Consider the following 14,226-nt stretch of genomic DNA (forward strand, 5'->3'; position numbering starts at 1 on the left):
TGCACTACAAAGACCCAACTCACTCTTTAAACTGAAGAGTGGAAGTTGGGCTTTTTCGGTACTGCATTAGACATATCAATTATGTAATATATTCAACCGAAGTCATTGATGGATCATATTTCTCCGGTACTGGTAAGGCGTAACTCCGTATTCCACTTTGAACAACTGGATAAAATATTGATTTTTTCGGTAACCAACCATCTGCGCTATATCGGCTACACGGAGTTCCGAATCTTGAAGCAATTGAGAAGCCTTCTCCAACCTCTTCCTCGAAATGTAATTTGACACATTTTCGCCCGTTTCTTGTTTGAATAGTTTGGAAAAATAAACAGGATGGAGATGTGCAACTTTCCCCAGTTCATCCAGGCTAAGGCCATGTGACAGATGGTCTTCGATATACGTTTGTACTTTGTCAACGATAGTTTGAATCGACATCTGTTTGTTGTTTCTGATTCGATTGACCCGATCCATGAGAGTTGAGGATAGTTCATCAGGATAGCGTAACTGGTTGAATATCCACTCCACGGTTTCAGAGGGATCGCGATCCTTATCCGTCAGATATACATATCGAATGGTCTCCATGAGAAAGATTGTTTTTTGCTTATGGAGATGGATTTGATCATATTTTTTAATGATATTTCCCGCCGACTCCCAATCACCGCATGACGGAGAATGGTTGAATATGCCATTGAAGTCTTCTAAGTGTATGTCCTCATTAAGAAAGAATCGGTAGAACATCTGCCGGGTCACGTTTCGGTCGGTCAATGAAACGGGAGGAGACACGACCGATTGCTCCAGTTTGATGATCAGTTCCCCAGCAGTTTCTTCCGGAACAAGACCGAACAGTCGCGTTCCCGCAGCCCACACGAGACGATCCAATTTGTCTCCGACAGCATGTTTTATAGCATCCTCATGTTCCTGTGTGAAACCCTCCAGCTTGAAGCAGCACATACGACGATGCCCTAAAAATTCAGTATACGCATCATATTGCTTCCTTAATGTCTCATTGTGAACAAGCAAGGAAAGCAGATACTCCAATCCATCGAAGTTCTCCCATGCAACAGATTGAGCGGGCTTAGTCTTTGTAATATTGTTGATGGCTTTGGACATGGCTTTCTCCACATCATCTTTGTCGACAGGTTTGAGCAAGTAGTCCAGCGCACCTAAACGGATTCCTTGTTGCGCATATTCGAACTCGGAGTAGCCAGAAAGGATGATCACTTTGGTTGGCAAGTTATGTTGGTGGATATGTTGAAGCAGATCAATACCGGACACCTCAGGCATTCGTATGTCAGTGATCAGAATATCGATGTGGTTTTGAGTCAACATCTCTCGGGCTTCAATCGAATTGGTCATCGTCTCGATCTGATCAATGCCAAAGGTGTTCCAATCGAGCAAGTGCTTCATATACTCAACGACATAATGTCCGTCATCCACAATTAATAATCGCATTAGTTATCTCCTTTCACCTCGGGAATGCTGATGAGCAGCAGGACGGACAAGCCGCCCCAATCATTAGTAGTAAAATGTAACCCGCTAAGTTCACCGTACGTATTTTTCAGACGTTGATTTACATTCCAGAGCCCTACGCCTTTAATTCCTTCAGGCGGGGCATCACTCTCAAGCCGAGCCTCCAGGCTGCGGATATCATCGAGCGAAAGACCTTTTCCGTCATCGGAGACCTTGATCGTTATCGCAGCCTCCGTCTGTTTTACATCAATCGTAACCCGATGGGCACCTTGTTGTCCTTCGATTCCATGTTGAATCGCATTTTCAACCACTGGCTGGATGATCAGCGGCATGAGGGGAAGGGAAGACAGTTCCGGCGGCAGATCAATGTTGTACTCCATTTTTTTGCTGAGAGCCATAATAATCAGGAAATGTTCCGCAAACTGAAGCTCGCTTTCCAGCGTGACTTCATGCCGGTCCAACTTGGTTAAATAACGATAATATTCAGCTAGATGTTTGCTCATGCGCATGACAGAATCAGGTGAGAACTGAGCCACCGACATGATGAAAAACAAACTGTTGTACAAAAAATGAGGATTGATCTGAGCTTGGAGTTGTTGAAGTTCCGCACTTCGTCTTAGTTCCGTTTCAGTCTTCAAGGATACAAACAGATCCTGGATCTCGGTAACCATATGATTAAAACTTCTGAACAGGCTGTAAAACTCTTTGCCCGTATTTTCGGTGATCCGCGTGTTGTGATTACCTTGCTCGACCTGTGAAAACTTTCTCTCCAACAAACGGAGATTACGGTAGTAGTTCCGATAAAACGTAAAGATCACAACCAGACCAAGCGTGAACACGGCTAAAATGCTGGCAAAGAACAATTTGCGATTGCGGTCAAGCGGTTGCAGAAAATCGTTCGTCTGTGTATATGTAATCAGGTAGCCGTCGATCGATTCAATATATCGCGAAAGAACATAGTAGTCATCCGAATTGGTATGATAATCATATTTTAAAGTGACTTCTGGCTGGGGCGAAATCATTTCAGTAACCGCTTTCAATAGATCGTTGTCGATTTCTTTCTCACTCCATAACTGCTGGGGGTCAAAAAGAAAAAAAGCGTTCGAGCTGTCGTTATTCACGGCCTTTTTCAGCAGGCTTTTTAAATAATCGGTATTCAGCTTTACACCAACCACGTACTGAGTCGGTTCATTTTGTCCTGATTTCTGGATGTAAGGGTAGAGGGCAAAGTAATACAAGCTGTTACCGACGATTTGCCATCCCCGCTCATGAACATCCTTGAACGGAAGTCTTGCCTCCTGCGTATTGTTCGTGGAGAGAAACGCTTCTTCAGTCTTCCAGTAAATGCCGATCGATTCAATGGATCGACTGGAAAGGAGCGTTTGCCGCAAGCGATCCACGATATCGTTTTTTTTCATTTGGGAATCGTAATTGCTCAGCTCGATAACATGCCTCTGATAAAATCGGACATCACTGTCTGCCGCATACTGAACCCCGTACATGTTAGCTTCGTATATAATCCCGTCTAATATGCCTTTCACATAATCAAGCTGGTTTTTGGAAGCACCAATCAGATTTTCTTCAAGTGTCTTGGAGCTCAATCGGTTCATCACGAAAAACAAACTCAACGTCAGCAGCAGAAAAAAAACAAAGAAATAGATGAATCGCTTCATATACATTTTTCTGATCATATGTGTTTCCTTTCATATCGCCAAACGTAGAAGTTCAAACTCCAGATCGGATTAACTTTAATATAAGCCAAACCTTCGAAAAGCGGAAGGGCAGCATCCGCGATAAATGAAAGCGGTTTTAAAATGGTTCAGCGTGGGGTGATGATCTTGAAATTTTGGCATTTTGGAGTGAAAGCGCTTTTGTTAAGCTTATCTTCAAGGATCGCTTTCGAAGAGCCATCATAGAGGAGGTATGCAACATTAACGAGATCGTGCCCGCCAGATCCGCAAAAAAAACAAAAACAAAGCTTCCCCAGCGAACTTCATTCAAAAAGGAACTCAAGAAAAGCTGGCCTTTGTATGTACTGTGTATTCCCGCTTTTGTGTTTGTCTGCATCTTTTCTTATGGCCCGATGGTAGGTTTGCTCATGGCATTTCAGGACTACAAACCATGGCTGGGCATCACAGGTTCACGGTGGATCGGGTTAGATAATTTCGAACGAATTTTCCAGTATAAAGAAGCCACACAAGCGATTGTTAATACACTGATCATTGCCGTTTCCAAAATAATCGTTGGTATTATCGTTCCGATCGTCATGGCTATTCTGCTGAGTGAGATCCGAAATATGGGCATTAAGAAAAGTGTACAGACACTGGTATATCTGCCGCATTTCTTGTCTTGGGTTACGGTCGCGGGGTTGATGATTGATATTCTCGGATTAGACGGAGGAATCAACCACATCTTGACCCAGATTTTCGGGAACGATCCCATTTACTTCTTGGGAGATCCTGATCTGTTTCGATTCACGGTTGTGATCAGCGATGTGTGGAAGAGCTTTGGCTTTGGCATGATTGTTTATCTGGCGACCATTGCGGGAATTAATCCTTCTTATTACGAAGCGGCCGAGATTGATGGTGCCACACGCCGGCAGCAAATTCGATACGTAACTTTGCCTAGCATGTTGCCCATGATTATCGTCATTTCTACGCTGAGTCTGGGCAATATTCTGGATGCCGGCTTTGATCAGGTCTTTAATCTGTACAATCCGCTTGTCTACAGTACGGGAGATATCATTGACACCTATGTTTACCGTTCATCCTTGTTAAACGGGCAATACGGCTTCGGGACAGCTGTAGGACTGTTCAAATCGGGGATTAGCTTGATCTTGATCGTTGTCTCTTACAGGCTGGCCTATAAGTATGCCAATTACAAAATATTTTAACAAGGAGGGAGAGGGATCATGTACCATAAGACGACAGGTTATAGAGTATTCTCCTATTTTAATTACGCGTTCATGATACTGGCGGGTCTGGCGTGTTTTCTTCCACTGCTTCATTTGTTGGCACAATCGCTAAGCAGTAAAGCGGCCATTAGCGGTAATATGGTTTCATTTTGGCCGGTCGGGTTCAATGTGGATGCCTATATCAAAACGTTCAACAATTCTAATTTCAACGGTGCCATGCTGACATCAATCACTCGAACCGTATTGGGTACGACGATCAGTATGTTTATTCTTACCTGTGCAGGATATGCCCTGTCCAAGGAATTCAGGGGACGCAACGTGCTCATGTGGTTTTTTATCTTTACCATGCTCTTCTCGGGGGGATTGATACCTTCTTACATATTGATCACAGCCCTTGGTTTAAAGGATACCATCTGGGCTCTTGTGTTACCGGGAGCTTTCGGTGCTTATAATTTGATTCTTCTCGTCAATTTTTTCAAAACGATTCCCAAAGCCCTGGAAGAAGCAGCTTTCATTGACGGAGCGTCCTTCTTCGTAATTCTTAGCAAAATATATTTACCATTATCTCTGCCTGGCATAGCGACCGTATCCTTGTTCATTATGGTAGGGCACTGGAACTCCTGGTTTGACGGGATTTTGTACATGTCGGATGCAAGTAAGTATCCGTTGGCTTCGTTCTTACAGACGGTCGTTGTGCAGAGCAATATGCAAAATATGGCGATGAGCCAGTCTGAGGTGGCAGCCATGTCGGAACAAAGTATCAAGGCAGCCCAAATTTTTGTAAGCACGCTTCCGATCATTTTGGTCTATCCTTTTTTACAACGTTATTTCGTGAAGGGAATTGTACTAGGAGCCGTCAAAGAATAATTAGGATTACGAAAAATTGGATCGCTATATAAGTTCAACTAAAAATTTACACGATAACAGCGATCGGAAGGTTGTTCTGTCATCGGAGTACCAGTGTAAATATGCAATTAGTTGAACTTATATAGAAAACAAATTGAGTATGAGTGAAGGGGGCATGTTTCCATGAAGAAAAGAACTGATTTATGGAAAATGGTAAGTATGGTTATGCTGTCAGCTGTTCTTGTGGCTGGCTGTAGCAAAGGGGAGAGTGCTTCCGAGACCGCACCGGCATCAGTGCTGAAGGACGGAAAATATGATCCACCGTTTACGATCACCATCGCCAAACAACAGGATGAAAATGCTGGAAAGTACATCAACGGTGAGACGTTGAATGACAATGTATTGACCCGCTGGGGCGAACAAAACCTGGGTATCAAAATCCAAACCACCCTGCTGGGAGGTGATGCTTCACAATATAATACCAAGCTGAGGCTGGCACTGACAGGTTCCGAGAAGCTGCCAGACGTTCTGCCCGTCTATGATACCATGCTGGTCAATGATCTGATCGAGTCGGGGCAGGTCAAGGAGATTACGGAAGACATCTCAACCTACATGCCTGACCGGATAAAAGAAATATACAAACAATACCCGACCACCTTCAATCCAGTGGTTAGGGAGGGCAAGGTCTACGGGATGGCGATTGCGCCGAATTTGACGGAAGGCGAAGTCATGTTGATCCGCCAGGACTGGTTGGACAGATTAAACTTGGAAGCGCCAACAACGATTGATGAGTTTGAACAAGTCATCGTGGCGTTCACTAATGAGGACCCAGATGGGAACGGGAAGAAAGACACATACGGCTTTACTTTTTCAGGTAAAGATTCCTACAATACGGGCTGGGTCAGCGATCCGGTCATGATATTCAGCGCATACACGGGCAAACATCTTCCAAGACAATGGCATAACGACAACGGCAAACTCACCTATGGATCTGTGGCTCCTGGCAACAAAGAGGCACTGGCCAAGTTACGTGATTGGTATGCAAAAGGGTACTTGAACAAAGAACTGGCCACCCAAGGGGCCTGGGATGCACTGTCTGATTTTACGGAGGGGAAAGCTGGTATCATCATTGGTCGTCCTTGGCTGTACGACAGTGTGAAGGACGTAGAGAAAAATGTGGATGGTGCAAAAATTAGTGCTTATCCGACCATTCAAGGCGTGAATGGTGATAAGACCTATCAATCCGCCCAGTTGAACGATGGTGTGTTCATGTTTAACAAGGATTTTCAGAACATGGAAGCCTTCTTCCTGTACTACGATAAAATGTATGATGCGGCGTTCAGCACGGGGGATTTCAAATACGGGTACGCTCAAGGATACGATTACGATATCGTTAACGATGAAGTCACTTTTGATCCAACAAAATTTAATACGCCATTAGAGGCTGTGCAAGGCGTTGGCAAAATGGCATTTACCAAAAATACACCGAGTGTTGATGGTCCTGGCCAATCGTACTACGATCTGGCGAATGGAGTTAAAGCCGACACGGGTGTCCTCATTCAGAGCGCTTCAAAAGATCAAACAACGCAGGACGGATATCGGATTTCGTATGAAAACAGAGATGTTTTACTGCCAAATGAGTTTAACGGTCCACCAACGCCAACGATGCAAAATGTGTGGGAACAGTTGACCACCATGGAACAAGAGACTTTTACCAAAATCATATATGGCAATGAGCCGCTTGAAGCATTTGATACCTTTGTGAAACAGTGGCATGAAAAAGGCGGAGACACCGTGATCGAAGAAGTTAACGAATGGTACAACCAAGCTAGCGAGACGGATGTAATGACACTGATGAATTTGAAATAAAGTCTAGTTTCACCTGAACCAGCCTTCCGGCAACAGGAAGGTTGGTCTTCTAAAAAAGGAGATGATGAGACATGATCAAAGGTAAATCGTGGATGGCTATCGTCATTGCATTGATGTTGTTAACAGTTCATTTAACCTCCTCAGCTCAAACCGTTCACGCTGCTGGTGAAGAGACCCATATTGCTGCAACACTGTTTGTACTGAAGAATGAATCCGAAGTATCCAATGCCAAAATTCATTGGGTACCTGTCCAGGGAGCGACTGCATACGAGTTATACAGATCCGAGAACAATGCGCCTTATACGTTATTACAGACCTTAACCGGTACAACGACGGATGATTATGACCTCAACATAGGTAACACATACAAGTATCAAGTGAAGGCATATGGCGGAACTTCCTTGTTAACCTCCGCTGTCTCGCCAGAATATACCCCTTACAGCCTTCCAGAAGACCTCACAACTTTTGATAACACAACGCAATCAACGCTTATGCTCCCGAATGAACTTAAAGTTGGGGATACCTACTACAGGTTTAATTTTGTTCAAAAGCCATCAGGTGGATTTGGAGAAATGATTCAACAGACATCAACAGATGATATCACCTACGGTAACGACAAAGTGGTCCTGTCCTACACGGATCATCCCGATCTGGCGAACTCCAAATTTGAGGGGATTAATATTCTATACCATGCGCCCACAAACAAATTCGTTTTTTGGGCTCACTATGAAAACAGTACAGACTACACACTTGCCAGAGTATCGGTGGCTTCGGCCACTCCTGGAGAAGACTTTACATTTCACAAAAGCTTTCGACCGGAAGGGAACCAATCCCGGGATATCTCCATTTTCAAAGATGATGATGATTCGGCTTATCTGATCTCTACCGCCAATAATAATTCGGACACCATCTTATATAAGTTAACCTCCGATTGGCTGGATGTGGATCACCAAGTTTCTGTTATTTATCAAAATCAACACAGGGAACTGCCCAAGATGATCAAAAAAGATGGCATTTATTATTTGTTCTCTTCCCAAGCGGCAGGTTGGTACCCGAGTATACCCTTGTATTCATCAGCAAATAGCATAGACGGAAATTGGTCTGAATTACGGACAATTGGCAACACGTCAACCTTCTCGGCGCAGTCCGGTTCCGTTATGCGGGTGAAGCCAGATACGGGCAACAACGTAGTTATGGTTGCGTATCGCTGGATGTTCGGCTGGGCAGGTACGCAAAACGGAACAACGGAGGAACGACTTCTTCCTGTGTGGTTCTCCGATGGTTACGCATTTTATGATTATTTTGATCAAGTCCTGTACAACACAAGCGATGATGTCCTAATTCCGGTTCAGAATGGAAAACTGCTGTCTCAGGGTAAACCGGCAACAGCCCAAACGGCTACTGGAACAAATCCGGCAAGTTATGCTAATGATGGTAACTATCAAACCGAATGGATCGGCACAGGCAGTTCCTGGCCACATTGGTGGAAGGTAGACCTCGGCTCCGTTCAACAGTTAAATAATGTGCAAATCTCCTGGTGGATGCAAAAAGGCTCCGAAGGATTTTACAAATACAAAATTGAGACCAGCACGGATAATGTAAACTGGACCGTAGCACTGGATCGAACCAACAACACATCTTACGGTTTCACCTCAGATACGCTATCGAGCACTGCTGCCAGATACGTACGAATTAACATGCAAAATGCGGCACTTCATAACAACCCCAACAATTGGTACACGCCAAGACTTTGGGAAGTGAAGGTATTTGGATCGGACACGAATTAACGATGTTCTTCAAAGAAGAGAGGTAACGGTGTGAATAATCAATTAACCAATGGCGGCATCTGGAATGACTCAAGTGGTCAGCCGATCCATGCCCATGGTGGACATATGTTATTCCATGACGACTATTATTACTGGTATGGGGAAGATCGGAGGGACGATATATATGTTAGTTGTTACCGTTCCAAAGATCTATTCTACTGGGAGTTTCGAAACCATATCTTAACGACCTCTACGCCAGCTGCACCCATTCGAGTCCGGACGAATCTTGCACTAGTGAACGATAAAGGTGGAAAGGTGAATCTTGAACGGCCTAAAGTACTTTTCAACACGGTGACAAAGAAGTTCGTCCTCTGGGTTCACTATGAGAATGGTAATAATTACAACGATGCAGCATGCGCCATTGCCACATCGGATTCTCCGGATAGTCATTTCGTGTATCATGGCAGCTTTAATCCGTACGGGTATATGTCGCGTGACTGCACGCTCTTTCAGGACGATGACGGGACGGCATATTTTATTTCGGCTGCCAGAGACAATGCAGACCTGCACATCTATCGTCTGCAGGAGGATTATCTTAATGTAGAAAGTCTTGTGGGTAAGCTGTGGCAAGGGGAGTATCGGGAGGCACCAGCTGTCTTCAAGCGGAACGGGAAGTATTATATGGTGACCTCATTTTGCACAGGTTGGGCTCCCAATCAAGGGAAATACGCGATGGCTTATACGATGGATGGACCATGGGGGACGCTAAGTGATTTTGGCGATGAAACGACGTACCAAACGCAACCAGCGTTTGTACTGAAGCGATCAGCGGAGGAGTACCTGTATTTTGCAGATCGCTGGAACGGATCCGATTACTTCCAATCCAGCTATGTGGTCCTGCCCATTGAATTCAATGAAGACATTCCGATTTTGAATGATTATTCCACGTTATCTTTGGGAGAGGATACACTTCTGATTCATTTTGAACGATAATTTGAACGATAAAACGACTGATGAGAAAAGACTTTGATCTTACTGCGAATGCAGGTTCAAAGTCTTTTTGGATGAATTTTATAATTTCAAGTCTAACGAATAGCGATCGCGAAGTACGGATAAATGGTGGAGCTCATGTCCAGCCATAACAAATGCAATCGATCGAGCTGAAGCAGGATTATCACTGACGATCCCTTTACAGAGCCATGCTTCCGGGGTGAGGCGACGGAGCATAAGAATGGTTGAGCGACGTGTGACAGCATATTCTTCATTCAAATCAGCTACGGTATACGCATTGAAGGGATGGCTCTGCATAAGCACGTCCTGATCGTAGCCGGGATGATTCGCTTGGTCACCTCTGGCGATGCGAAGCAATCGGCTGCTCATAATTCGTTCGTTATCCAAAAGGTGGCCGATGACCTCTTTCACGCTCCATTTGTCTTCGGCGTACCGATAATTTACTTGCTCCTCTGTCAATGAAGAGAGTAAAGTTGGTATGATGTTGGCTTGCAGCTCTAAGCGTTCGATGATGTTCCCTTCAGGAACAAGCTCATAATAAGCTGCATATTCCTCTTTAGTTGGTCTTTCAACCATGTAAATGCCTCCTTTGGGATTCGTAGATCTGGAATATATTGTAGCATATATCCTACAGCATGAAATGAGCCCCTCCGCTTTATGAGCGAAAGGGCCGTTTCATGTAATTTAGGCAGTTTTTCAAGGTTACGTATTATACCACTTCTAATCCGTACGTCGTATCCCCTTAATTTGCACAAATTTATCCAAAACCGCAAAATCCTCTGTCACTTTTTTGAACGGTAACGTGTCCAGCACCTGTTCCCGATAACTCTTTTTTGCCGCTACACTGAGACGGGAGTCAAGTATGCTGAGTATGCCAAGGTCTGTTTCACTACGAATCAAGCGTCCAGTTCCTTGGCGTAACCGAAGAAGCATGTCCGGTACAAACACCTCCATAAAGGGATTCTCCGTTACAGATGCCTTATATTCATAAACAGGATCTGAAGGAACAGGGAAGGGCAGACGGAAAACAATGACCTGTGACAGGTCAGAACCCTCGATATTCACGCCTTCCCAGAATACACCAGTACCCAGGAGTACACCTTTACTTTTCCTGAATTCAGCGATGACACTGTCCTGGGAAGATCCTTCTTTTTGAACATGGACTGCCCATGTGTATTCATTAGCCCTTGAGATCAGCTTTTTGTGAATGTACTTCATGTCCTCTTTTGCTGAAAAAAGGACGATTGTTCTTCCCTGAGTTAGATTACAGAGTTGAACCACTTCGTTGTACGCTGCTTCAAGATAGTTTTCGCGCTGATCGTGGTGGTAATAGGGAACTTTGTTCGAAATATACATCATGGCATGGTTGGTGTAGTCAAAAGGGGAGGGTTGGCGCTCTAGGAAATCTCCCTTATAACCAAGGGAGTGCGTCATATAAGAATATTGTTCCTCCAGCGTATCCCCGCCTTGGCACAGTGTTGCTGATGTTAGGATTACAGGTACCTTGCCATTAAATAAAGCGTATTTCAGAAATTGGCTTATATCTTTGGGACAGATGCTGATTGTGGTTACTCTAAGGGGACTGCTTGCCCATAAAAGATAGTTGTCCTCTATTTCAGATAAGACACTAATGAGGGTAATAAGCCCGTTGATGGCTTCAAAAGCGTCATCGATCTCCCGCTCGTGGCGTGAGGTCAAAATGGAAAGGCGCAGACTGAGATCTTTTAAATCGTTTAAGACTTGGTTTAACGGTATTCCTTTGATCTCCGACACTTTGATTCGGTCGTTATCCTGCTTGGCATGGTCGAGCAAATCCGCGTTTACCTGTTTGAAGATGCGCTCAGCGCAGTTTTTAATGAACTTGGATTGTGAGAAGAGACTTTTATCGCCGGACTGCTTCGTGAGAAGCTGCACCGTGGTATCCAGAATGCGGCAGATTCCCCGATAAGTGAACTCGAGTGTTCTGGAATCTCGAACTTTTGTTTCCAGATTATGCGCTTCATCAATGACGATCAGAGCAGGCTGTTCCGAGATGATGCTCTTGGTTCCTTCTTTTTTCTTCATTAAATCCCGTATGAGCAAGTCCTGGTTCACGATAATAAAATCAATCTCGTGAGCTTTTGCATTCAATTTCGCTCTCATATCGTAAAACAAACATGCATTTTTATAATGACAACGTTCAAATTTGCAATCATTCACGGAAACGTGGGACCATTCGGCATCACTAATTCCAGCTTTAATATCGGCTCTTTCATCAATTTCATAATCTAATATGCGCTGCGCAAGGGCAGACACGGAGGAGTTTGCATCATCAAGACTGATCCATTCCGCTGCTCTACTTCGGCAAGCATACTGACCCATGCCTTTCCCCACCACGGAGCGAACCGTTGAGAATCCTAACCGACTACCAATGATCCTTAAATCTTTATGTATCTGTTCCGAAAGCTGTATGGAGGAGGTAGCTATAATGACTGGTTTCTGAGACATTTGATTTGTGAGCAGACTTGGGATCAGGTACGCAAAAGACTTACCAATTCCGACACCAGCTTCAATCATGGCGTTATGTCCATGGATATAAGCATCGGCGATATCGAGAGACATTTCTTGCTGTCCGATCCGCTCTCTAAGGCCAATTCGGGGGAACCGGTCATATATTCGGAAGATGGCGTTAACCAAAGAACGTTCGATTTCCTTGTCCGGTTCCTGCTTATTCATTTTATAAAGTTCATTTAACCAATTCATAACGATCGCCCCTCTTCCGAATGATGATCTTCTTGTACTCACTTTGGAGACGATTTACCTCACAATGCAGTTGTAACGGCATTTTTCAATCTGGATACGCCTTCCTGTAATTGTTCATCTGACAAATGTGCAAAAGACAAATAGATACCATACTTCGTACCAACAGACGTTGAACTGCTGACTTCTGAGTATACCACACCTTGTGACCGAGCTGATTCCCTAAAGGCCTCATAAGTGGTCACATTACCTCGCCACCAACCAAACACGTGTAGACCCGCTTCATTCTCCACCCAATCAAACCATATAGAGAGCTGCTTGTTCAAAAGTTTGAGTAACAGATGGAATTTCCGACTGTATAATCGATTCATTCTGCGCAGATGACGCTCATATTGACCGCTTGTCATGAATGCAGCTAATGCCCGTTGTTCGATCAGGTTGACGGGTCTTGGCTCGTATAATGCTTGTGCCTTTCTAAAGGTGTCAGCCAAGGTAGGGGGAAGAACCACATAACCAAGTCGTACTTCTAAAGGCAAGGTTTTGGTAAAGCTACCCAGGTAGATTACACGTCCTGCTTTATCGAGTGTTTTCAGTGGTTCAACATGCATTCCGCGATATCGGAATTCACTATCATAATCATCCTCAACAATCATGGCATCATTTCGCTGTGCCCAGTCCAGCAAGGTTTGTCTGCGTTCCAGACTGAGCATTTCACCAGTAGGAAATTGTCGTGACGGCGTGACAAACAACATACGTGCTTCCCAGTCCTGGGGCACAACGCCCTGACCATCGAGATTAGCTTCAATCAACTTAGCACCCGCAGCCAATATGGCTTTAGAAATCCCGACATAACAAGGACTCTCTGTCACTACATAATCCCCAGGATCTGCAAGTAATTGAGTGAGTAGAGCTATAGCTTGCATGGAGCCTGCAGTTACTGCAATATGATCCGGATCAACTTGAATGCCCCGCATCCTCCGCAGATAGGCAGCAATGGCTTCTCTCAATTTTGGATCCCCGGTTGAACTAACCATAGCAGAGGTTGTTTTCAGGTGATGCTCACGCTGCCTTATCTCTGCATACAATCGATTATTCCATTCATCGTAAGGAAACTTGGAGAAATCAGGTTGATATTTGCTAAAGTCAATTACTTCGTCGCTATTCATTCTGGAATCATGTGTATGAGCATTGGCTGGTGTATTTCTTTGAATCGACTGCTGTTCAAACTGCTGAATACGATTCCCCCAGGCGGATAAGTGATGCGTACAAGCTTTCTCGGTGGACGCATTATTGTTCAAATCCAACTGGTAAGCAACAAAGGTTCCTCTTCCATGCTCTGAATGAATGTAACCTTGAGCAGTCAACGTATCATAGACCTGATTCACAGTTCCTCTGGAAATGTGATACGTCGCGGCTAACTCTCGAGTAGAGGGTAACTTCTCGCCATGTATAAGATTACCTTCATGAATTGCATCACGAATGGCATGATATAGAGCTTTCATCTTCGTATATTTTCGGTTCAGATATGAACTGTAAGCTACATGAAATTGCATAGGACCTCCAGAGTTATTATTGAAGTGGTACAATAAAAACCAAAAATATTGGATCTTT

At 44.3% G+C, this 14,226-nt stretch carries 10 protein-coding genes; 5 read left to right on the forward strand and 5 right to left on the reverse strand.

What is annotated here, in order from left to right; translation table 11 throughout:
• Nucleotides 1-102 precede the first annotated feature (102 nt).
• Both BS614_RS19125 and BS614_RS19130 read right to left on the reverse strand, forming a co-directional pair.
• Nucleotides 103-1,452 carry a response regulator gene (locus BS614_RS19125; RefSeq protein ID WP_074095148.1) on the reverse strand — a complete coding sequence of 450 codons (1,350 nt, stop codon included), beginning with the start codon at nt 1,450-1,452 and terminating at the stop codon, nt 103-105.
• On the reverse strand, nt 1,452-3,161 hold the full coding sequence (locus tag BS614_RS19130; protein ID WP_074095149.1) for a sensor histidine kinase: 1,710 nt from the start codon (nt 3,159-3,161) through the stop codon (nt 1,452-1,454). Before BS614_RS19130 ends, BS614_RS19125 begins: the two co-directional genes overlap by 1 nt.
• 407 nt (nt 3,162-3,568) lie before the next feature.
• Between BS614_RS19130 and BS614_RS19135 the strand changes: the two genes are divergently transcribed.
• The 5 genes from BS614_RS19135 (at nt 3,569) to BS614_RS19155 (ending at nt 9,858) form a co-directional block, all read left to right on the forward strand.
• The gene (locus tag BS614_RS19135; RefSeq protein ID WP_244898161.1) at nt 3,569-4,363 is read left to right on the forward strand and encodes an ABC transporter permease; all 795 of its coding nucleotides are present in this window, start codon (nt 3,569-3,571) and stop codon (nt 4,361-4,363) included.
• 18 nt (nt 4,364-4,381) lie between these two features.
• Entirely contained in the window at nt 4,382-5,251 is an 870-nt protein-coding gene (locus BS614_RS19140; RefSeq protein ID WP_047843039.1) for a carbohydrate ABC transporter permease, read from the forward strand.
• A 162-nt stretch (nt 5,252-5,413) separates the two neighbouring features.
• Nucleotides 5,414-7,099, forward strand: a complete 1,686-nt coding sequence (locus BS614_RS19145; RefSeq protein WP_074095150.1) for a type 2 periplasmic-binding domain-containing protein — start codon at nt 5,414-5,416, stop codon at nt 7,097-7,099.
• Nucleotides 7,100-7,170: 71 nt separating this feature from the next.
• Nucleotides 7,171-8,886 (forward strand): discoidin domain-containing protein, encoded by a 1,716-nt coding sequence (locus BS614_RS19150; protein WP_074095151.1) that lies wholly within the window; start codon nt 7,171-7,173, stop codon nt 8,884-8,886.
• Between the two features lie 30 nt (nt 8,887-8,916).
• The gene (locus tag BS614_RS19155; RefSeq protein WP_074095152.1) at nt 8,917-9,858 is read left to right on the forward strand and encodes a family 43 glycosylhydrolase; all 942 of its coding nucleotides are present in this window, start codon (nt 8,917-8,919) and stop codon (nt 9,856-9,858) included.
• A 78-nt stretch (nt 9,859-9,936) separates the two neighbouring features.
• Here BS614_RS19155 and BS614_RS19160 read toward each other — a convergent pair whose 3' ends face one another.
• The 3 genes from BS614_RS19160 to pdxR form a co-directional block, all read right to left on the reverse strand.
• Nucleotides 9,937-10,452, reverse strand: coding sequence for a DinB family protein (locus BS614_RS19160; RefSeq protein ID WP_074095153.1), 516 nt, complete (start codon nt 10,450-10,452; stop codon nt 9,937-9,939).
• A 144-nt stretch (nt 10,453-10,596) separates the two neighbouring features.
• On the reverse strand, nt 10,597-12,618 hold the full coding sequence (locus BS614_RS19165) for an ATP-dependent DNA helicase (protein WP_074095154.1): 2,022 nt from the start codon (nt 12,616-12,618) through the stop codon (nt 10,597-10,599).
• 59 nt (nt 12,619-12,677) lie between these two features.
• On the reverse strand, nt 12,678-14,168 hold the full coding sequence (gene pdxR, locus BS614_RS19170) for a MocR-like pyridoxine biosynthesis transcription factor PdxR (protein WP_074095155.1): 1,491 nt from the start codon (nt 14,166-14,168) through the stop codon (nt 12,678-12,680).
• Nucleotides 14,169-14,226: the final 58 nt, after the last annotated feature.

The organism is Paenibacillus xylanexedens, from assembly GCF_001908275.1.
GTDB lineage: Bacteria > Bacillota > Bacilli > Paenibacillales > Paenibacillaceae > Paenibacillus > Paenibacillus xylanexedens_A.

Coding starts and splice junctions, on each gene's coding strand:
- BS614_RS19125 (WP_074095148.1), bottom strand. CDS start 1,452: ATGCGATTATTAATTGTGGATGACGGACATTATGTCGTTGAGTATATG.
- BS614_RS19130 (WP_074095149.1), bottom strand. CDS start 3,161: ATGATCAGAAAAATGTATATGAAGCGATTCATCTATTTCTTTGTTTTT.
- BS614_RS19135 (WP_244898161.1), top strand. CDS start 3,569: ATGGCATTTCAGGACTACAAACCATGGCTGGGCATCACAGGTTCACGG.
- BS614_RS19140 (WP_047843039.1), top strand. CDS start 4,382: ATGTACCATAAGACGACAGGTTATAGAGTATTCTCCTATTTTAATTAC.
- BS614_RS19145 (WP_074095150.1), top strand. CDS start 5,414: ATGAAGAAAAGAACTGATTTATGGAAAATGGTAAGTATGGTTATGCTG.
- BS614_RS19150 (WP_074095151.1), top strand. CDS start 7,171: ATGATCAAAGGTAAATCGTGGATGGCTATCGTCATTGCATTGATGTTG.
- BS614_RS19160 (WP_074095153.1), bottom strand. CDS start 10,452: ATGGTTGAAAGACCAACTAAAGAGGAATATGCAGCTTATTATGAGCTT.
- BS614_RS19165 (WP_074095154.1), bottom strand. CDS start 12,618: ATGAATTGGTTAAATGAACTTTATAAAATGAATAAGCAGGAACCGGAC.
- pdxR (WP_074095155.1), bottom strand. CDS start 14,168: ATGCAATTTCATGTAGCTTACAGTTCATATCTGAACCGAAAATATACG.